This window comes from Rhodococcus sp. LW-XY12 (assembly GCF_019317345.1).
GTDB classification, from domain to species: domain Bacteria; phylum Actinomycetota; class Actinomycetes; order Mycobacteriales; family Mycobacteriaceae; genus Rhodococcus; species Rhodococcus pyridinivorans.
Genome location: NZ_CP079225.1, coordinates 4,788,889 through 4,807,358 on the forward strand (window position 1 = coordinate 4,788,889; position 18,470 = coordinate 4,807,358).

Consider the following 18,470-nt stretch of genomic DNA (forward strand, 5'->3'; position numbering starts at 1 on the left):
GGACTCACACGAGTCCGGGCCGGTTCTTTTGTGAATGCTCCTCGGCCTCGGTACGGCTCCCCCGGCCGCGCTCACCGAGTAGATTTCGCGGCAGAGTCTCTGCAGAGCGGGAGGGTGTGATGGCCAAGCGCGCAACCGTCGCCGATCGACCACGAACTCCCCGCTGGCTCCGGCCCACGATCGTCGGTGTTCTGCTGGCCGTCGCCTTCTATCAGATGTCGGGCTGGCTCTTCCACAATCTGAAGGGTTTCCTCGGCCTGCTGTTCCTGGCGTGGTTGTTCAGCATCACCATCGAACCGATCGTCGACCGCCTCGAACGGTTCGGGATGCGTCGCGGTGCCGGCACCGGCCTCGTGCTGTTCTCCCTGATCGCACTCACCATCGGGTTCTTCGCGGTGTTCGGCACGCTCCTGTTCGACCAGATCGCCCAGTTGCTCACCACACTTCCGGATGCGCTCACACGCATCACCGATTGGGCGAACCGCACCTTCGACACCAACTTCAAGACCGGGGACGAGCTGTTCAAGATCACGCCCGATACGGTTCGCGATCTGGCGCAACGGTTCACGCCCGGTGTCCTCGGCGTCCTCAGCACTCTGGTCGGTGCCCTGTTCCAGATCCTGACGATGCTGCTGTTCGTCTTCTACATGTCGGCCGAGGGGCCGAAGATGCGCCGGACGATCGCGAGCTGGTTCCCGGCCCGGCAGCAGCAGCTGATCGCGAACGTGTGGGAGACCTCGGTGGAGAAGGCCGGCGGCTATGTCGTCTCCCGGTTGATCCTCGCCGCCGCGGCGTCGATCTTCACCGGAATCTTCTTCCTCATCATCGGGGTTCCGTACTGGCTGCCCCTCGCGATCTGGACCGGGGTGGTCTCGCAGTTCATCCCCACCCTCGGCACCTATCTCGCGATCGGGCTCCCCGCGCTCATCGCCGCGGTGCAGCAACCGCTCGACGGCGTGTGGGTGATCGCCTTCGGCACGGTCTACCAGCAGATCGAGAACTATGTGCTGCACCCGCGCATCACGGCCCGCACGGTGTCGATCCACCCGGCGGTGGCGTTCGGTTCGGTGATCGTCGGCGCCACCCTGTTCGGCCCGGTGGGGGCTCTGGTGTCCGTGCCGGTGGTGGCGATCCTGCAGGCGCTGGCCGAGTCGTTCGGGCACCGCTACGAACTGATCCCGGAGGTGGGTGGAGAGGAACCGGAACCCGACGCCCCGGAGCTCACGGCAGACAACGACGACTACGACTGAGAGACGAGAGGGCCGGGCGTGAGATCTTCTCGCGCCCGGCCCCGTCGTCGTCCGATCAGACGATCAGCTTCGCCGCCGTCGCAGCGACGACGTCCTCGGTGGTCACGCCGGGTGCCGTCTCGACGAGCTTCAGTCCCTCGTCGGTGACGTCGATGACCGCGAGGTCGGTGATGATGCGCTGCACGCATCCACGACCGGTGAGCGGCAGGACGCACTCCTCGAGGATCTTCGGGTCGCCCTTCTTGGTGACGTGATCCATCATCACGATGACGCGCTTGGCGCCGTGGACGAGGTCCATCGCGCCGCCCATGCCCTTGACCATCGCACCGGGCACCATCCAGTTGGCGATGTCGCCCTTGGCGGAGACCTGCATCGCGCCGAGGACGGCGACGTCGATCTGGCCGCCGCGGATCATGCCGAACGACTGCGCCGAGTCGAAGTACGACGCGCCGGGGATCGCGGTGATCGTCTCCTTGCCGGCGTTGATGAGCTCGGGGTCGAGTTCGTCCTCGGTCGGGTACGGGCCGACGCCGAGCACACCGTTCTCCGAGTGCAGGATGACCTCGACGCCGGATTCGAGGTAGTTCGGCACGAGGGTGGGCATGCCGATTCCGAGGTTGACGTATTGGCCGTCCTCGAGTTCCTTGGCGACGCGTGCCGCCATTTCCTCGCGGGTCAGCCCCTTCTTCGTTGCCTGTGTCATGAGCGCACCGTCCGGTTCTCGATGCCGACCTCGACGGGGCCGACGTGTACGACACGCTGCACGTGGATGCCGGGCGTGTGGATTTCGTTGGGGTCGAGTTCGCCGGGTTCGACGAGGTGCTCGACCTGCGCGATCGTGATGCGACCCGAGGCGGCGGCCGGCGGGTTGAAGTTGCGGGCGCTTGCTCGGTAGACGAGGTTGCCGTGGCGGTCGCCCTTCCAGGCGTGCACGAGCGCGTAATCGGCGACGATGCCGCGTTCGAGCACGTAGGTTTCGCCGTCGAACTCCCGGGTCTCCTTCGGCTGCGACGCGAGGGCGATGCCGCCGTGACCGTCGTAGCGCAGCGGGAGTCCGCCTTCCTCGACGGCAGTTCCGACGCCTGCCGGGGTGAAGAAGGCGGGGATGCCCGCACCACCGGCGCGCAGGCGCTCGGCGAGCGTGCCCTGCGGAGTGAGTTCGACTTCGAGTTCACCGGCGAGGTACTGGCGCGCGAACTCCTTGTTGGAGCCGACGTACGACGAGATGGTGCGGCGGATGCGGCCCTTCTCGAGCAGCAGGCCGAGCCCGAAGCCGTCGGTACCGCAGTTGTTGCTGACGGTCTCGAGGTCGGTGGCGCCCTGATCGAGCAACGCGTTGATGAGGATCTCGGGGATGCCGACCAGACCGAACCCTCCGACAGCGAGCGTGACGCCGTCGGGGATGTCGGCTACGGCCTCGGCGGCGGAGGCAACGACTTTGTCCATGTGTGCCACGATACCCTCAGGTGTACGTCATGTGAACTCCCGTCCGCAATGCGAACAAATTCGCGTAGGATCGTTGCAAGCGCAGAACGGCCGCACTAGCCTGTTCGCATAGCGTCCATCCGTCCACATAGCGAACGTTTCGGATCGGAGGTCCGTGTCCCCCTCATCCCCCGACCCCGGATATCGGGGTCCGCTGTTCGATCCCGTCTTCGGCGCGGACGAACTCGGCGTCGCCCTGTCGGATCGCGCGTGGATCGGTGCCCTGCTCGACGTGGAGGTCGCGCTGACCCGCGCGGCCGCCGCACTCGGCCGTGTCAAGAACACCCACGCCGACGCCGTCGCGACAGCCGCGGCCTCGCTCGCCGAAGAACTCGATCCCGCCGACCTCGGTCGACGGTCCGCGGCGGGGGGCAACGCCGTCATCCCCCTGGTCTCCCTGCTACGCGAGCGCGCCGACGCCCCTGCTCGCGCCGTGCACGTCGGCGCGACCAGCCAGGACGTGCTCGACACCGCGCTGATGCTGCTCGCCCGCCGCGCAGGAGGGATCGCCCTGGCGAACCTGCGCTCCGCAGCCGACGGCGCAGCCCGCCTCGCTGCCACCCATCGCGAGACACCGATGGTCGCGCGCACGCTCGGCCAGCAGGCACTGCCGACCACCTTCGGCGCGCTCGCCGCCGGCTGGCTCCTGTCCCTCGACGACGCCGCCGGCGCACTCGACCGCGTGTTGTCCGCCCTACCCGCCCAGTACGGCGGAGCCGCCGGCACGCTCGCCGCCGTCCATCCCGACGGTTTCGCGTTCGCCGACGCGGTCGCCGACCTGCTCGGGCTCGCGCGTCCCGTCGCGCCGTGGCACACCGCCCGCACCCCCGTCACGACCCTCGCGGGCACACTCGGTGTCGCCGCGGGCGCGGTCGCGAAACCCGCCACCGACGTCGTACTCATGGCGAGCACCGAGTTCGGTGAGGTGAGCGAGGATGCGCCCGGCGGTTCGTCGGCCATGCCGCACAAGCGCAATCCCGTCGCGGCGATCACCGCGCGCGCCGCTGCCCGGCGCGTTCCCGGTCTCGTCTCGACGATCCTGTCGTCGACCGACCACGAGTTCCAGCGGGCCGCCGGCGCCTGGCACGCCGAATGGGAGACCCTCGCCGACATCCTGCGCCTCACCGGCGGTGCCGCGCACCAACTCTCGACGAGCCTGAACGGTCTGCACGTCCACACCGACGCGCTCGACCGCAATCTCGCGCTCACCGGAGGGGCGATCCTCGCCGAGAAGGTCACGGCCGCACTCGCCGAACACACCGACGACGCCCGCTCGATCGTCACCGATGCGGCGGTCGCCGGTAGGTCGCTCGACGAGGATCCCGCCATCACCGCACATCTCGACCCGCAGGACGTGCGCGAACTTCTCGATCCCACGCGCTATCTCGGCCATGCCGCAGACATCGTCGATCGCGTTCTCGCCCGTCACGACAGCACGAACCGAACCACAGGAGATGCCCGATGACCGTCACGCTCAACTACGAACAGTACGGCGACCCCACGAAGCCGACCGTCCTGTTCCTCGGTTCGCTGGGTTCGGACCTGTCGATGTGGGGACCGCAGATCCACGCCCTGGCGACCGACTGGAACGTCGTCGCGGCCGACCATCGCGGGCACGGCGCATCGCCCGCGCCGTCCGGTCCCTACACGATCGAGGAACTCGCCGGTGACGTCGTCGCCCTGCTCGACTCGCTCGAACTCGGCGCCGTGCACTACGTCGGACTGTCGCTCGGCGGTGCCGTCGGGCAGTGGCTCGCGGCGCATCACCCCGAGCGCGTGCGCACGCTGACGCTGCTGTGCACCTCGCCGGCCTTCCAGCCCGCCCAGCCCTGGTACGACCGGGCGGCATCGGTCCGCAACGACGGCCTGGCCTCGATCGCCGATTCGATCGTCTCGCGGTGGTTCACTCCCGAACTGGCCGAACACGATCCGGAGCTCGTCGCCCGCCACGTCGAGATGGTGAAGGGCACCACCGACGAGGGCTACGCCGCGTGCTGCGAGGCACTGGCGACCTGGGACGGCCGTCCCGACCTCGCCCGGATCGTCGCGCCCACCCTGGTGATCGCCGGTGAGCAGGACCCCGCCACCCCGCCGTCGACGATGCAGCAACTGGCCGACGGAATCGCCGACTCCACCTTCCACGTCCTCTCCCCCGGCGCACACCTCGCCAACGTGGAGCAGGCAGGACGGGTCACGAAGCTGATCCGCGAGCACATCTCGTCGCGCGTCACGCCGTCCGCCGCACACCGCACCGCGGCGTTCGAGGAGGGTCTGCGGGTGCGCCGATCCGTCCTCGGTGACGCACACGTCGACCGGTCCATCGAGTCGGCCACCGAATTCACCCGGCCCTTCCAGGATTTCATCACCCGCACCGCGTGGGGAGACATCTGGGCGCGTCCGGGTCTGGACCACCGCACCCGCCGGCTGTTGACCCTCGCGATCCTCACCGCGGTCGGCAACGAGCACGAACTCGACATGCACATCCGTGCAGCCCTGCGCGCCGGGATCGATCCCGACGACCTCGTCGAGGTCTTTCTGCACACCGCAGTCTACGCGGGTGCCCCCAACAGCAACCGGGCATTCGCGCTCGGCAAGCAGGCACTCGCCGACACCGAGGGAGGTGCGGGCTCGTGAGCACTCCCGACGTCACCGCCCCCGAGGTCGTTCGCGAGAACCCCGGGGCGTCGCCCGATTACGTGCAGTCGCTGGCACGTGGCCTGTCGGTCATCAAGGCCTTCGGTGCGCACGCCCAGCGGCAGTCGCTCTCCGACGTCGCCCGCGCGACCGGACTCACCCGCGCTACTGCGCGCCGATTCCTGTTGACTCTCATCGAACTCGGTTACGTCCGCACCGACGGATCCCAGTTCTGGCTCACCCCACGGGTGCTCGAACTCGGCTACAGCTACCTGTCGGCACTGACGCTGCCGGAGGTCGCGCGACCCCATCTCGAGGCGCTCGCCGAGAAAGTCAAGGAATCGACCTCGGTGTCGGTGCTCGACGGCACCGACGTCGTCTACGTCGCACGAGTTCCCGTCAGCCGCATCATGACCGTCACCATCACCCTCGGCACCCGTTTCCCCGCCTACGCGACCTCCATGGGACGGGTACTGCTCGCCGGTTTGAACGACGACGAACTCGACGCCTACCTCTCGCGCGCCGAATTCGCTCCCATCACCGGCAACACCGTCACCACCGCCGAGGAATTGCGCGCCGAGATCGCCACGGTACGACGCAACGGATACTGCATCGTCGACCAGGAACTCGAGGAGGGCCTGCGCTCGCTCGCCGCGCCCATCCGCGATGCGTCGGGAACCGTTGTGGCGTCGGTGAACCTGTCGACCCACGCGGCCCGCTACCGGATGGAGACCGTGCACGACGAGCTCGTCCCGGCGTTGCTCGCCACCGCCGGAGCGATCTCCACCGATCTCGCCCGCACCCAGACCCACCAGTGAACAACCCCGATCGAGGTACATCATGACCGACGTAGTGATCTGCGAACCCCTGCGCACCCCGGTAGGTAGGTTCGGCGGCGTCCTGAAGGACATCGCCCCCGAGGATCTCGCGGCCACCGTCATCCGCGAACTCGTCGCCCGCACCGGTATCGCCGGTTCCGACATCGACGACGTCTTCCTCGGCCAGGCATCCCCCAACGGTGAGGCCCCCGCCCTCGGCCGCGTCGCCGCCCTCAACGCCGGCCTCGGGGTGGACGTTCCGGGCCTGCAGGTCGACCGTCGCTGCGGCTCGGGTCTGCAGGCGATCGTGCAGGCCGTCATGCAGGTGCAGACCGGCGCGAGCGATCTGATCCTCGCCGGCGGCGCCGAATCGATGAGCCAGGCCGAGTTCTACGCCACCGGCATGCGCTGGGGCGTCAAGGGCGAAGCCGTCGCTCTGTCCGATCGCCTGGCCCGTGCCCGCGTCACCGCCGGCGGACGCGACTTCCCTGTGCCCGGCGGCATGATCGAGACCGCCGAGAACCTGCGCGCCGAGTTCTCCATCAGCCGTGAGGACCAGGACGCCCTGGCCGTGCAGTCGCACCAGCGGGCCGTCGCCGCGCAGAAGAACGGTGTGTTCGCGCAGGAGATCGTGTCCGTGAGCGTGCCGCAGCGCAAGGGCGATCCGCTCGTCGTCGACACCGACGAGCACCCCCGCGCCGACACCTCGATGGAGACCCTCGCCAAGCTGCGCCCGATCCGCGGCAAGATCGACCCCGAGTCCACCGTCACCGCCGGCAACGCCAGCGGCCAGAACGACGGTGCCGCCCTCGCGATCGTCACCACCACAGAGAAGGCCGCGGCGCTGGGTCTGCGTCCGCTGGCCCGCCTCGCAAGCTGGGCGGTGGCCGGTGTGCCGCCGCGCACCATGGGCATCGGCCCGGTGCCCGCCAGCGAGAAGGCGCTCGGCCGCCTCGGACTGACGCTCGCCGACATGGACGTCATCGAACTCAACGAGGCGTTCGCCGCACAGGCCCTGGCCGTCACCCGCTCGTGGGGCATCGAGGCCGACGACTCGCGCCTGAATCCCAACGGCTCCGGCATCTCCCTCGGACATCCGGTGGGCGCGACCGGCGGACGCATCCTCGCCACCCTGCTGCGCGAACTCGATCGTCGTGAGGGTCGCTACGGACTCGAGACGATGTGCATCGGCGGCGGCCAGGGGCTCGCCGCTGTATTCGAACGCATCGCCTGACGTGACCTACGGTGCTCGCGACGCGATCCCCGTCGCGAGCACCGTACAGTCCGTACGCTCGTGATCATGAGCGAAGTTCAGATAACTCCCCCGACCGAAGCCCCTGCTCCGCCCACGACACGAGCCCGGACCCTCGCGCGTTATCTGCTGGCCGCCTCACTCGTCTTCGCCGGACTGAGCCATCTCTTCTGGGCCCGCAAGGACTTCCAGGCGCAGGTGCCCGACTGGGTGCCGATGGACAAGGACGGCGTGGTCATGGCGTCCGGCGGTGTCGAGATCATGCTCGGCGCCGGACTCGCCGTGGCGAACCGCGACCGCGTCCGTGTCGGCCGCCTGGCCGCACTGTTCTTCGCCGCCGTCTTCCCGGGCAACATCGCCCAGTATCTCGGCAAGCGCAGCGCCTTCGGTCTCGACACCGACCGTAAGCGCCTGATCCGCTTGTTCTTCCAGCCCGTGCTCGTCCTGTGGGCCCTGTGGTCCACCGGAACCCCCCGACGCTGACGCGGCCGGCGCCGGAGGGCGGACCTGGTGCCCGTTACTCCGGCGCGACCCGCACGAGCATCTTCCCGAAGTTCTTTCCTTCGAGCATGCCGATGAACGCCTCCGGGGCGTTCTCGAGTCCGTCGACGATGTCCTCGCGATACTGGAGCTTTCCGTCGCGGACCCATGCCGAGGCTTCACGCAGGAAGTCGCCGTACATCTCCTTCACGAACTCGCTCTGGATGAAGCCGCGGATCGTGAGGCTCTTGGTGAGGATCGAGTTGAACAGTCCCGGAAGACGGTCCTTGCGGTTGAGGTCAGCACCGTTGTACTGCGCGACCAGACCGCACACCGGGATTCGCGCATAGGTGTTGAGCAGCGGCCACACCGCCTCCTGGACGGGGCCGCCGACGTTCTCGAAGTACACGTCGATACCGTCGGGCACCGCCTCCGCCAGCTTGTCGGCGAAGTTCGGGTCGCGGTGGTCGATCGCCGCGTCGAAACCGAACTCGTCGATCAGTGCGCGGCACTTCTCCGGGCCGCCGGCGATACCGACCGCGCGGGCGCCCTTCAGCTTCGCGATCTGCCCCACCGCCGATCCCACGGGCCCGGTGGCGGCAGCGACGACGACGGTCTCACCCTTCTTCGGCTGCCCGATCTTCAGGAGCCCGGAATAGGCTGTGAAGCCGGGCATTCCGAGGACTCCCACAGCGGTGGAGATCGGTGCGGCCTGCGGATCGAGCTTACGAACGGTGGAGCCGTCGAGGACGGCATGCGACTGCCAGCCGGCTCCGGCCAGCACGTAGTCGCCCGGCTCGAGGCCGTCGTACCGCGATTCGACGACCTGGCCCACCGTTCCGGCGACCATCACGTCCCCGAGTTCGACGTGCGCGGCATACGACTTCGCTGTGCTCATCCGACCGCGCATGTACGGGTCGAGGGACAGGTAGACGACGCGCAGGAGGATCTGGCCGTCGCCGACCTCGGGCAGATCCACCGTCTCGAGACGGAAGTTGTCGGCGGTGGGCGCCCCCTCCGGGCGCGATGCGAGAACGATGCGGGTGCTCTGACTCGTCGTGGCTTCACTCATGCCGACAGTGTGCCGCACGCGCTGGCGTCCTAAACGCCGCGCGGGAGCACCCCGGCAGGCACGATGCCGCGCCTGAGGTGGTCCCGATCAGGCGCTGTGCTGCACCTCGCCGCGCGGCACCTGGTAGTTCGAGAACAGCTGCGAGTGGATGACCTCGGTGAAGGACGGTCCGTCCTGCTCGACCCGGACAGGACGGCGAGTGGACGAAGCGGTGCGCGAAGCACCCATCTGTGACGTGGAGCGGATCGCCATGTCGATCTCCTCTCGGAAGGCGGGGAGAGGTGGCCACCGGCACCGTGCAGAAGGTGCAAATCGGGTGAGCGACCCCTTGGGAAATACATATACCCCGTCGATGCCCGATATGCACCTGTCGATTTCGGCGCGCCGCACACCGCCCCCGCCTGCAGCCCCAGGGGGTTACCCGTCGACCTCGTTGCCCTCGGAGGTCGGAAGCACCCGGATCGGCACACTCGTGGCCGAGTTCGATGCCCCCACCCAGCCGCTCAACGTCGCGGCCGGAACGCAGGCCCGCACGGCGATCGTGCGAGTACCTCCGGGCGGCAGGTGGAACCAGGAATCCTGCAGGTCACCGCCGGTGATGTCGAGATGCACGTACTGTGCCGCACCCTCGGTCCGCACCTCCACACTCCACCCGTCCGGGACGGGTCGAGCGGTCGCCGCGAGACCGATCCCGCGCTCGACGGGACGTGCCGGACCACCCACGAGATACACCGACTCCGCCAACACTGCGCCGGTGTGGTCGACCAGTCGGGCGGTCGCCGTGTCGAAAGTGCGCGGCCCGAATCGATACGCAAAATTGACATCGGTGAAACCGCCCGTCACCGCGGCCCACGAGAACACCCGGGTCTCGTGCGGTTCGAGACGCAGCGGCACCGACACGTCCACCGGTACCGCACCGGAGGGCGTATGGGCCTGCAACTGCAGCGTGACGTCGAGGATCTCGGCGGTGTCGTTGATCGCGTCCACGCGCAGGCCGTCGAGCCCGTCGTCGGTGAGGAGCACGGTGACGGGGGCGAACACCCGTGCCAGGACCCACCACGGCGCCTTCGGGTTCCCGTCGGCGTCGAGCACGCCCCACCCGGCACCCGGCTGCAGGTCGCGGGCGGACAGGATCAGGGCACCGCGACATCCTGATCCGGATCGTCGCCAGTACTGCAGTACCTCGGTGAACGCTTCGCAGATCGCTGCCCGTCCGAGCGCGAGATATCGCGTGGGGTCCACCCACCGCACCTCGGCGGGGTCGACCCCGAAGATCGTGCGCACATAGTGGTCTCGCACGTCCTCGAAGTCCCACGACGCCCCGTTGTCGCGCGGCACAGCCGCCTTCCATCGTGGATGGTGACCCGCGACATTCACACTGCCGAACTCGGCCTCGATCGCCATGTCGGAAGGCGGAATCGAGAACGCGAGGCATTCGGCGGCGAAGCGCACGCCGGCGGCACGCACGTCGCCGAGGGGACGGCGGTAACCCCCGACACCGAAGTAGTGCGCCACACCCGAACCCACTGCGATCGGCAGTACGTCGCTGCGCGGGGGCGCGGATGGTGACGACGACACCCACACCGTGCCCGGTAGCTCACGGTCGACGATTGCGGGCAACCAGTCGTCGATCGCCGGGATGGATGCCTCCATCAGTCCGAGCATGGCAGGTTGCTGCTCGGTCTCGCTGCCCCCACACATCACCACGGGTGCCGGGTTCCCGCCCCATCGGCGCGCCAGCGCACGGATCTCGTCCTCGAGCAGCGAGCGGAAGTGCGGGTCGTCGGGCGGGTCGGTGGTGGCGAGCATGACGTCCTGCCACACCATGATGCCCAGTTCCGCACACGCCGAGTAGAACTCGTCGTCCTCGTAGACCATCGTGCCGGGGATGCGGATCGTGTCCACGCCCGCCGACACGCAGCGTTCGAGGATGCGCCGGGTTGCGCTCGGGTCGTTCAGCGAGATCGGATCGGTCGGTGTCCACACCAGGCCGCGGCAGAAGACGTCGACGTCATTGATCCGTAAGCCGAACCCGTCGCCCGGTGAGCGCTCGACCGACCGGAATCCGATGTTCCCCAGCGTGATTCGTTTCCCATCCAAAATCAGATGTGCGGCGTACAGGTGGGGGGCGCCGTAGGTGTGCGGCCACCACCGTTCCACCTCGGGGAGCGTCACCTGCATGTGCACGCGTGCTGTCCCGTCCGGCCCGTATTCGGGTCGGACGTGCACCGTCGCCCCTCCGATCTCCACAGTCACCTCGGGGACGGCGGTGCCTGCCAGCACGAGATCGGCGTCGACGATCCCGTCGGATCCCCGCAGAGCTGTCCGTATCCCACGTTCCAGCACAACGGGCTCACCGGAATCGACGAGACGCACGGGACGCCACGGACCGACCGGCGCCGGAGCCCCCGCGTACACCGGGGCTCGCCCGAGCATGGTGGTGCGGAACCACCGCAATCCTTGGGCCGACACGAGCGACGAACGCCACCGTCCGCGTGGCCGACGCTTGCGGAGAGCAGCGTCGAGCGAGGCGCACCGGACCGCGATCCGCATCGTCGACGGCAGGTAGCCGAGGACGACGGTCAGCGGCACGAACATCGATTCCGACGTCGCGACGAGTGTGCCGTCGACCCACACGTCCGCGAGTGTCGCGAGCCCGTCGAAGGTCAGACGCCACGGTCCGTCGCCGGACACCTCGACGTCGGTGACGAACCACCAGTCGTCGCTGTCGGGAGACGACACCCTGGCCGCCGCGACTCCCTCGGATTCCCGGATCGCGCCTGCCGCCGTCCCGGGTATACGGACCGGCAGCCAAGGACCGTCCGCCGGAAAGTCACCGGGGTGCTCGACTGCCCCGGGAGCGGCACGGAGACAACGCCATCGCGCATCGTGCAGGAGATCCATGTGCGTCGAATCCTGTCACCGCACCCCGGCGGCGCGGACGACGGTCGCCATGGCGTCCTCCCAGGCAGCGGCCATCGCTATCAGCTGGTCGCCGGGGTCGACATTGCGGCCGCGTGCCGCACGCGCCATCCGGAACTGCACGCTCTTCGCGCCCTCGGCGACCGCGCGGAATCCGTCGGCTGCGGCAGCCGCACCGGGATATCCGCGACCGTCCATGTAGACGCTGACGTCCGCGGCAAGTTCGGCGGTGGCACCGCACTGACGGAGCACCCCGAACGTCCACGGATGGAAGACGTCCATCCCTCCGGTGCGAATCGGGTCGATGTCGGCGAGCACCCGCTCGCCGAGCTCGCGCACCGGATTCGAGCCGGCGCGCATGCGCAGGTGCCGGAGCACCACGGTGTCGAAGGCGTCGCACTGCGGTTGTGCCGCGTCGAGGCGCACCTGTTCGAGATAGGGAGGCCAGGTGGGTACCGGCTCGTCGAGGCCGAAGACTCCGCGGAAGTCCTCACCGGTGAGAACGTGATAGCCGCTGTTGTGGAAGTACTCGAGCGTCCCGCTGTCGCGATCGATGAGATTGGGCACGATCGTCGTCTTCGAACGACTCTCCCGGTAACCGGTTCCCTCGGTGTCGGGCAACCAGAAGGCGTCCACCTCGATCGTCGACAGCAGTCCGGCGGCGGCATTGTCCTCGAGGTGATCCACGGGGCGGCGCCAGACGTTCATCTCCGCGACGTCGATCCCGTACAGCGCCAACAGATCCTCGGGGCGGAACTTGAGGAAGGTCCATTGGGCGCCGTCGAACCGGGCCGAGAACGCGCACGCGGCAGCGGGGACCGGATCGTGGCCGAGCGAATGCAGCACCTCTACCCACAGGTCGACGTAGCAGTTGGTCTCGGTCCAGATCCGGTCGGCAGCGTGCACGAAGTGCGGCGAGTACCCGTCGACGCGGACGTCGATGAGCCGATCGCTCACGGGAACAGCCTGTCGCGTACCGGTGCGGGCCAGCGGTCGACGTCGAGTCCGTGGGTCCGCAACAGCGCCAGGACGATCCGCTCCATTCCGAATCCGACGCACGCGCTGTGCGCGACTTCGCCGTCGGCAGTGCGGATCTCGAAGGTCTCGCCGAAGTGCTCGCGGTGGCAATTGCACGAGACCACGGCGGTGCCGTCGTCGAGGTCGCCGTAGAGCCGGACCGTCAGCTCGGTCTTGAGGTTCTCGATGCGCTGGTTGACGGCCAGCATGCGCCCGGCCCGCCCGAAGAACGGGTCGTTGGCAGGTACAGCGGTCGCGTCGAGGCCCAGCGAGTCGAGCACCTCGAGTCCTCGCTCCACCCAGGAATCACGATGCTGCGCAGCGTCGTTCTCGGTACCGATACGCACGAACTCGTGCATCCGGAAGGCCTGCATGCGAGCGGGGTCGACGGCCGGCTCGTGCCGGAAGCAGTAACCGAGAACGTCGAGCAGTTCACCGCCCTCACGCAGCGTACCGGTGTACCGCGAGTAGGCGGGATGGCATGCGGCGGAGACGAGCACGGTGTCGGCGGGTTCGAGCCACGGATCCCACGCCTCGCCCTTCGACCGCGCGGCGAGCAGTTCGGCGTGCTCGGCGTTGCTGCCCGTAAAGGTGTTCACCGCTCCGGTCAGGTGCGGGAAGGAGGCGATGTAGTCGGTGCGCTCGAAACTCGTCCGCGGGAAGACCGGCGGGAAGCGCAGGCGCGTCGCGGCCCGGCCCGGACCTGCCGCGACCACCACGCGGTCGATGCCGTCGACGATGTCCTCGAAGACACCCGACCGACCGTAGAGGCCGGGAACACCGGTCTCCACGAGCAGTTCGGCCTCGAGCAACTGCTGCTGGAAGTCGAGGCGGGCACGCTCGAGCTCGGACAGCTCGTCGGTTGCGGTGCTGGCAATGGCTGTACTTGTCACAGCGTCCCCCGGTAGGCGATCGACAATTGGGCCGAGTTGTTCATGATGCGGTCGTTGTTGACCATCACGGCGGCACCGTGCGCGTCGCGCAGGTGGCGGCCGAGTGAGTACTGCGAATCCTCGCGGTATCCGGCGATCCCGCAGATGAGCATCGCGCGGTTCACCAGATCCACGACGAGCGTGGACGCAGTGACCTTGAGGTTGTTCATGGCGAGCGAGAAACCCATGCCCGACATCGATTCCTCCTGCGCCGACGCGGCGGCGTCGAACCGGGCGGCGGACGCGGCGACGAGATCGGAGAACTGCTGGTGCACGGCGGCCGCTTCGGCGAGTCGCAGCGCACCGGGCGGGGTGACCCCCGGGCTGCGGCGGGCCGCCGAACGCACGAACGAGCGGGCCTTCTCCAGCGCCGCGTCGGCGATTCCGAGCCACACCGCCGACCACACACTGTGTGAGACGGGAAGCATGGTGCGCGAGGAGATCTCGGCGTAGGCCGTGCCGACCACGAGATCGGCGGACGTCGTGGCGGTGAGGACGAATCCGGGGCTGCACGTGCCGCGCAGCCCGAGGGTGTCCCAGCTGCCGGTGGGTTCGAGGGTCACGTCGTCGCGTCGGCACACGACGAGCACCTGGTCGCTGGGCGGGCTGTCGGCGGTGCGACGCGCGGTCACCAGGATCGCGTCGGCGTACTCGCCGTACGAGATGACCGGCGCGTTCTTCGTCAGCGTGACGGTGTCGCCGTCGCGGGCCACGGCGCAGACGCTGCTGCGCACGTCGCCACCGGTGCCGAGTTCGGTGGTCGCCGAAGCGATCAGGTAATCGTTCGCCACCGCTTCGGCGACGAAGGTGGCCACACCGGGAGTGGAGTGATGCACCAGCGACAGGATCTGCGTCTGGTGCATCGCGAAGATCATCGCGGTGGAGGCGCAGTACCGGCCGAGGATTCGGGCGACGGCGCACAGCTCACCGAGGGATGCTCCCTCCCCACCCTGATCGACGGGGACGGCGCAGTTCAGCAGCTTGTGGGTGCGCAGCGCGTCGACTGCCTCGTGCGGGAACCGTCCCTCACGATCCACCGCGGCGGCCGCGGGGCCGGCGCTCTCGCGTCCGACGAGTTCGGCACGGGCGAGCAGCGACAGCCCGGCCTTCTCCGCGACGGTGGGGGGCGCGGACGTCGACGTCACGCGACGCCCAGTTCCGTCAACGCCGACCTGATGGCGCCGACGCTCGCGAAGGTGCTCTTGCGCAGCAGTTCGTCGGGGAATTCCACGTCGAAGGCGTCTTCGAGGGCGAGCATCACGTTCACGCTGGCGTGCGATGTCAGGCCGAGCTCGTAGAGGTCGGCGGCGGGGTCGAGCGCCGTGCTGTCGACCGACAGCTTCGCGTGCTCACCGAGGACCTTGCGGATCACCTGCTCCGTCATGGGTGTTCTCCAGTTTCTGCTTCGTCGACGCGGGTCGCCACGACCGTCGCGATGGCGTATTCGGACTCGTGGGAGATCGAGACCTGTATGTCGGTCACCTGTTCATCTCGCGCCAGGGCGGCCGCGTTACCGGCCAGTACGACAGCGCATCCGCCCCAGTCCGCGCGGCGGATTTCGATGGCCTGCCAGGGAACCGCGTGCTCGCGCGGACGCAGGACCTTCATGACGGCTTCTTTCGCGGCGAAGCGCGCCGCGAGGCGTTGGGCGCGCCCCGGTCCGGTGCATACGTCCAGCTCGTGCGGGGTGAACACACGCTGCAGGTAGCGGTCGCCGAACCGGTCGATGCTCGACGCGATGTCTCGGACGGTGACGACATCGCAGCCGACACGTGTCGTCGCGACGCGGGGGCCGCTGCCATCGTTCATGGTCACTCCTCGGGATGCGCTGCACACGGTAGCCGCAGGTCGGCCGATGTACACCAGCCGAACGTCTCTGGCTTGCAGGACATCCCGGAAATCACCCCGACTTTCACCCGCCGGGCGCGTCGGTTCACGTGGTGAACCGGGGCTCGCCACCGCAACACGCGGCGTCGATCCCGATTCGGCGCGTCAACGACGAAAGGCCCCGACCGGGTGGTCGGAGCCTTTCGGGGATCTGAAGTTATGCGGACGTCCGCACGGGTTCCTTGTCGCTCTCCGGCTCGTCCTTCGCTGCCGGCTCCTCCTTCTCCGCAGCGGGCACCGGGACGGCGTCCTGCGCATAGTAGAAGTGGGGGCGGCGGTGTCCGAGGAAGGAACCGCACCACGACATGACGGCGATGTAGCGGTTGCGGAAGCCAACCAGGTAGACGAGGTGGACGGCGAGCCACAGCACCCACGCGATGAAGCCGGTGAGCTCGATCTTCCCGACCCGCGTGATGGCGCGGAACCGGTTGATGATCGCCATGCTTCCCTTGTCCTTGTACTGGAACGGGGTGCCCATCGCGACCTTGCCGGTGATCATCTTCGCGACGTGGCGGCCACCCTGCATGGCGAACGGCGACTGCGCCGGCAGGTTGTCGAGGGTGACCATGTCGCCGATGGCGAAGATGTTGTCGCTGCGGCCGACGGTGAAGTCGGGGTCGACGAGCAGGCGTCCGCCGCGGACCGTCTCGCAGCCGGTGCGCTCGGCGAGTACGTCGGCGAAGTCGTTGGCCTGGATGCCTGCCGACCAGATGATGGTCTCCGCGGTGAGGCGGCGGGTCTCCTCGGTCGTGGGCGTGGTGAGCGTGGCACCGTGCTCGTCGATGTCGGTGACCATCGTGCCGAGGACGACGTCGACACCGCTCTTCTCGAGCGACTCCTTGGAGTACTCGCTGAGCTTGCCACCGAACGGGGGCAGAACCTTGTCTGCGCCCTCGACGAGCGTGACGGTGACGTCGTCGGCGCGGATGTTGCCGATGTTCTCGGCGAAGTAGCGCTGCGCGAGCTCCTTGATCTGTCCCGCGAGCTCGACGCCCGTCGGGCCGGCGCCTACGACGATGAAGCTGAGCAGGTTCTTCCGACGCTCGGCATCGGTGGTGACGTGTGCTTCCTCGAAGCAGCGCACGATCTGGCGACGCAGCTTCTCGGCGTCCTCGACGGTCTTCAGCGCGTACGTCAGGTCGGCGAACTCGTCGCGTCCGAAGTACGCCTGGCGGGCGCCGGTCGCGGCGACGAGGTACTTGTAGCCGAGACGCAGGCGCTGACCGCCGGCCTCGTAGACAACCGTGTTCTCCTCGGGGAGCACATCGACGACGCGGCCCAGGCGGATGTCGGCGTTGGGGTATTCGGCCAGGATCGCGCGCACGGACGGGGCGATCTCGCCGGGCGAAAGGACGCCGGTGGCGACCTGGTAGAGCAAAGGCTGGAAAAGATGCTCGGTGGTCTCCGAGATCAGAACGAAGGGCGTGCCGGCCTTGGCGAGCTTCTTGGCGGTGGCCAATGCTCCGAAGCCGGAACCCACGATGACGACGTCCGTCCGATCGACCAGGGTCGCTGTGTCCGCATCGTCCATGCTGTCGTAAACCTCCACGTACTTGTCATCTCCGTTGATGTATGACTACCAAGGTAGGTACGAAGTACCCTCGCTATCCACTAACCTGGGATATTCGAAAAACTGTTATCTGTTTCGCTCATAAATGCGGATGGCACGTTCCCCGGGAGGAGCCATGGATTTCCGTCAGTTGCGCTACTTCTTCGCCGTCGGCGAGGAGGGCAGCTTCTCCCGTGCTGCCCAGCGCTGCTTCATCTCGCAGTCGGCGATCAGCCATCAGATCGCGAAGCTCGAGCACGAACTGGGCACCACCCTGTTCGACCGCACCACCCGTTCGGTCAAGCTCACCTCGGCCGGCCGACGCCTGATGCCGATCGCCGCCGAGGTGCTCAGCCTCGAGGCGAAGGCCCTGGAAGTGGGCCACGAACCGCGGGAGAGCATCCGCATCACGGCGAACATGAGCTTCGCGGCGCAGAGCCTCGACGCCATCTCCAGCGTCCGCGAACGTCACCCCAAGATCGACGTGGAGTTCGTCATCAAGGACTTCACCGACCGCGTCAACGCCGTCGCGTCCGGGGATGCCGATCTCGCGCTCATCCGCGGCGACGTCGACCGCCCGGGGCTCGAGGCGATCCGTCTCGGCATCGAAGAGCTCGTCATCGTCACGTCGAGCGAGCACCCGCTGTCGGCGTTCTCCACCGTCGATCTCGGCGACCTCGCCCACTACCCGCTGCTGCTACCGCCGCGCGGCAGCCAGGTGCTGTTGCACCGCGTGGTCGAGGACGCCTTCGTCGAGGTCGGTCGTCGCGTGCGCCTCGGACCTCCGATCGCGAGCGACCACACCGCGACTCTCGAGGTGCTCACCAACCCGAGGGCGTGGACCGTGCTCTACGCCGGCACCGCGGCCGACACACCCCGCAAGGGGCTGAAGTTCATGCGCGAGATCCACCACCGGCTGCAGGTTCCGGTGTGCGGGGTGGTGCGGAGCAACGCGACGCCCAATCCCGAACTCGAGTTCCTCATGCGGGCGCTCGCCCATTCGATCGTGCCGCCGACGGACAGCACGCCGTGATCCGATCGCACACGTCGGAGCGCGAAACGGTGTGGGCGGCGTCGCGCACCGGGGCGTAGTCCAGCGGGGTGGACATCCATTCGCAGAAGGCCCGGATGCCCTCCCCGGTGATCGAGTACCGGGTCTTGGTGCTGTTGGG

The 18,470-nt window shown here is 68.2% G+C and carries 18 protein-coding genes; 7 read left to right on the forward strand and 11 right to left on the reverse strand.

Going from position 1 to position 18,470, the window contains the following annotated elements:
* The first annotated feature begins 119 nt into the window (after positions 1-119).
* Positions 120-1,250 (forward strand): AI-2E family transporter, encoded by a 1,131-nt coding sequence (locus KXC42_RS22000; RefSeq protein WP_019288228.1) that lies wholly within the window; start codon positions 120-122, stop codon positions 1,248-1,250.
* 55 nt (positions 1,251-1,305) lie between these two features.
* Here KXC42_RS22000 and KXC42_RS22005 read toward each other — a convergent pair whose 3' ends face one another.
* Complete coding sequence (locus KXC42_RS22005; protein ID WP_019288227.1) at positions 1,306-1,953, reverse strand: CoA transferase subunit B; 648 nt, start codon at positions 1,951-1,953, stop codon at positions 1,306-1,308.
* Entirely contained in the window at positions 1,950-2,696 is a 747-nt protein-coding gene (locus KXC42_RS22010) for a CoA transferase subunit A (protein WP_064852563.1), read from the reverse strand. Before KXC42_RS22010 ends, KXC42_RS22005 begins: the two co-directional genes overlap by 4 nt.
* A gap of 154 nt (positions 2,697-2,850) precedes the next feature.
* Here KXC42_RS22010 and pcaB point away from each other — a divergent pair, with 154 nt between their 5' ends.
* The 5 genes from pcaB to KXC42_RS22035 all read left to right on the forward strand — a co-directional run bounded on the left by pcaB (position 2,851) and on the right by KXC42_RS22035 (position 7,922).
* Positions 2,851-4,200, forward strand: coding sequence for a 3-carboxy-cis,cis-muconate cycloisomerase (gene pcaB, locus KXC42_RS22015; protein WP_006553188.1), 1,350 nt, complete (start codon positions 2,851-2,853; stop codon positions 4,198-4,200).
* The gene (gene pcaD / locus KXC42_RS22020; protein ID WP_219129588.1) at positions 4,197-5,369 is read left to right on the forward strand and encodes a 3-oxoadipate enol-lactonase; all 1,173 of its coding nucleotides are present in this window, start codon (positions 4,197-4,199) and stop codon (positions 5,367-5,369) included. The genes pcaB and pcaD overlap by 4 nt, the downstream gene beginning before the upstream one ends.
* Positions 5,366-6,187: an IclR family transcriptional regulator C-terminal domain-containing protein gene (locus KXC42_RS22025; protein ID WP_219129589.1), complete on the forward strand. Its 822-nt coding sequence runs from the start codon at positions 5,366-5,368 to the stop codon at positions 6,185-6,187. Before pcaD ends, KXC42_RS22025 begins: the two co-directional genes overlap by 4 nt.
* A gap of 22 nt (positions 6,188-6,209) precedes the next feature.
* Positions 6,210-7,421 (forward strand): acetyl-CoA C-acetyltransferase, encoded by a 1,212-nt coding sequence (locus KXC42_RS22030; protein WP_219129590.1) that lies wholly within the window; start codon positions 6,210-6,212, stop codon positions 7,419-7,421.
* A 66-nt stretch (positions 7,422-7,487) separates the two neighbouring features.
* Positions 7,488-7,922, forward strand: coding sequence for a hypothetical protein (locus tag KXC42_RS22035; RefSeq protein WP_174556246.1), 435 nt, complete (start codon positions 7,488-7,490; stop codon positions 7,920-7,922).
* Between the two features lie 34 nt (positions 7,923-7,956).
* Here KXC42_RS22035 and KXC42_RS22040 read toward each other — a convergent pair whose 3' ends face one another.
* From KXC42_RS22040 to KXC42_RS22080, 9 genes are all read right to left on the reverse strand, one after another.
* Positions 7,957-8,991 (reverse strand): NADP-dependent oxidoreductase, encoded by a 1,035-nt coding sequence (locus KXC42_RS22040; RefSeq protein WP_024102335.1) that lies wholly within the window; start codon positions 8,989-8,991, stop codon positions 7,957-7,959.
* A gap of 87 nt (positions 8,992-9,078) precedes the next feature.
* Positions 9,079-9,243 carry a hypothetical protein gene (locus KXC42_RS22045; RefSeq protein ID WP_169823814.1) on the reverse strand — a complete coding sequence of 55 codons (165 nt, stop codon included), beginning with the start codon at positions 9,241-9,243 and terminating at the stop codon, positions 9,079-9,081.
* 165 nt (positions 9,244-9,408) lie between these two features.
* The gene (locus KXC42_RS22050; protein ID WP_219129591.1) at positions 9,409-11,895 is read right to left on the reverse strand and encodes a glycoside hydrolase family 2 protein; all 2,487 of its coding nucleotides are present in this window, start codon (positions 11,893-11,895) and stop codon (positions 9,409-9,411) included.
* Positions 11,896-11,910: 15 nt separating this feature from the next.
* On the reverse strand, positions 11,911-12,870 hold the full coding sequence (locus tag KXC42_RS22055) for a DUF1839 family protein (RefSeq protein ID WP_039584236.1): 960 nt from the start codon (positions 12,868-12,870) through the stop codon (positions 11,911-11,913).
* Complete coding sequence (locus KXC42_RS22060; RefSeq protein WP_219129592.1) at positions 12,867-13,823, reverse strand: amino acid--[acyl-carrier-protein] ligase; 957 nt, start codon at positions 13,821-13,823, stop codon at positions 12,867-12,869. The genes KXC42_RS22055 and KXC42_RS22060 overlap by 4 nt, the downstream gene beginning before the upstream one ends.
* The gene (locus tag KXC42_RS22065; protein WP_006553179.1) at positions 13,820-15,007 is read right to left on the reverse strand and encodes an acyl-CoA dehydrogenase family protein; all 1,188 of its coding nucleotides are present in this window, start codon (positions 15,005-15,007) and stop codon (positions 13,820-13,822) included. Before KXC42_RS22065 ends, KXC42_RS22060 begins: the two co-directional genes overlap by 4 nt.
* Entirely contained in the window at positions 15,004-15,246 is a 243-nt protein-coding gene (locus KXC42_RS22070) for an acyl carrier protein (RefSeq protein WP_024102340.1), read from the reverse strand. The genes KXC42_RS22065 and KXC42_RS22070 overlap by 4 nt, the downstream gene beginning before the upstream one ends.
* Positions 15,243-15,671 carry a holo-ACP synthase gene (gene acpS / locus KXC42_RS22075; RefSeq protein WP_033097557.1) on the reverse strand — a complete coding sequence of 143 codons (429 nt, stop codon included), beginning with the start codon at positions 15,669-15,671 and terminating at the stop codon, positions 15,243-15,245. The genes KXC42_RS22070 and acpS overlap by 4 nt, the downstream gene beginning before the upstream one ends.
* A gap of 235 nt (positions 15,672-15,906) precedes the next feature.
* The gene (locus KXC42_RS22080; protein WP_219129593.1) at positions 15,907-17,280 is read right to left on the reverse strand and encodes an NAD(P)/FAD-dependent oxidoreductase; all 1,374 of its coding nucleotides are present in this window, start codon (positions 17,278-17,280) and stop codon (positions 15,907-15,909) included.
* A 154-nt stretch (positions 17,281-17,434) separates the two neighbouring features.
* On the opposite strand from KXC42_RS22080, the gene KXC42_RS22085 reads away from it, so the two are divergent.
* Positions 17,435-18,331 carry a LysR family transcriptional regulator gene (locus KXC42_RS22085; RefSeq protein WP_006553175.1) on the forward strand — a complete coding sequence of 299 codons (897 nt, stop codon included), beginning with the start codon at positions 17,435-17,437 and terminating at the stop codon, positions 18,329-18,331.
* Positions 18,332-18,470: the final 139 nt, after the last annotated feature.

What these genes read in the sequence shown, in the direction of transcription:
- acpS (WP_033097557.1), bottom strand. Translation starts at nt 15,671, where the DNA reads ATGAACGATGGCAGCGGCCCCCGCGTCGCGACGACACGTGTCGGCTGC.
- KXC42_RS22050 (WP_219129591.1), bottom strand. Translation starts at nt 11,895, where the DNA reads ATGGATCTCCTGCACGATGCGCGATGGCGTTGTCTCCGTGCCGCTCCC.
- KXC42_RS22040 (WP_024102335.1), bottom strand. Translation starts at nt 8,991, where the DNA reads ATGAGTGAAGCCACGACGAGTCAGAGCACCCGCATCGTTCTCGCATCG.
- KXC42_RS22070 (WP_024102340.1), bottom strand. Translation starts at nt 15,246, where the DNA reads ATGACGGAGCAGGTGATCCGCAAGGTCCTCGGTGAGCACGCGAAGCTG.
- KXC42_RS22085 (WP_006553175.1), top strand. Translation starts at nt 17,435, where the DNA reads ATGGATTTCCGTCAGTTGCGCTACTTCTTCGCCGTCGGCGAGGAGGGC.
- KXC42_RS22000 (WP_019288228.1), top strand. Translation starts at nt 120, where the DNA reads ATGGCCAAGCGCGCAACCGTCGCCGATCGACCACGAACTCCCCGCTGG.
- KXC42_RS22030 (WP_219129590.1), top strand. Translation starts at nt 6,210, where the DNA reads ATGACCGACGTAGTGATCTGCGAACCCCTGCGCACCCCGGTAGGTAGG.
- KXC42_RS22035 (WP_174556246.1), top strand. Translation starts at nt 7,488, where the DNA reads ATGAGCGAAGTTCAGATAACTCCCCCGACCGAAGCCCCTGCTCCGCCC.
- KXC42_RS22045 (WP_169823814.1), bottom strand. Translation starts at nt 9,243, where the DNA reads ATGGCGATCCGCTCCACGTCACAGATGGGTGCTTCGCGCACCGCTTCG.
- KXC42_RS22080 (WP_219129593.1), bottom strand. Translation starts at nt 17,280, where the DNA reads ATGGACGATGCGGACACAGCGACCCTGGTCGATCGGACGGACGTCGTC.
- KXC42_RS22005 (WP_019288227.1), bottom strand. Translation starts at nt 1,953, where the DNA reads ATGACACAGGCAACGAAGAAGGGGCTGACCCGCGAGGAAATGGCGGCA.
- KXC42_RS22010 (WP_064852563.1), bottom strand. Translation starts at nt 2,696, where the DNA reads ATGGACAAAGTCGTTGCCTCCGCCGCCGAGGCCGTAGCCGACATCCCC.
- pcaD (WP_219129588.1), top strand. Translation starts at nt 4,197, where the DNA reads ATGACCGTCACGCTCAACTACGAACAGTACGGCGACCCCACGAAGCCG.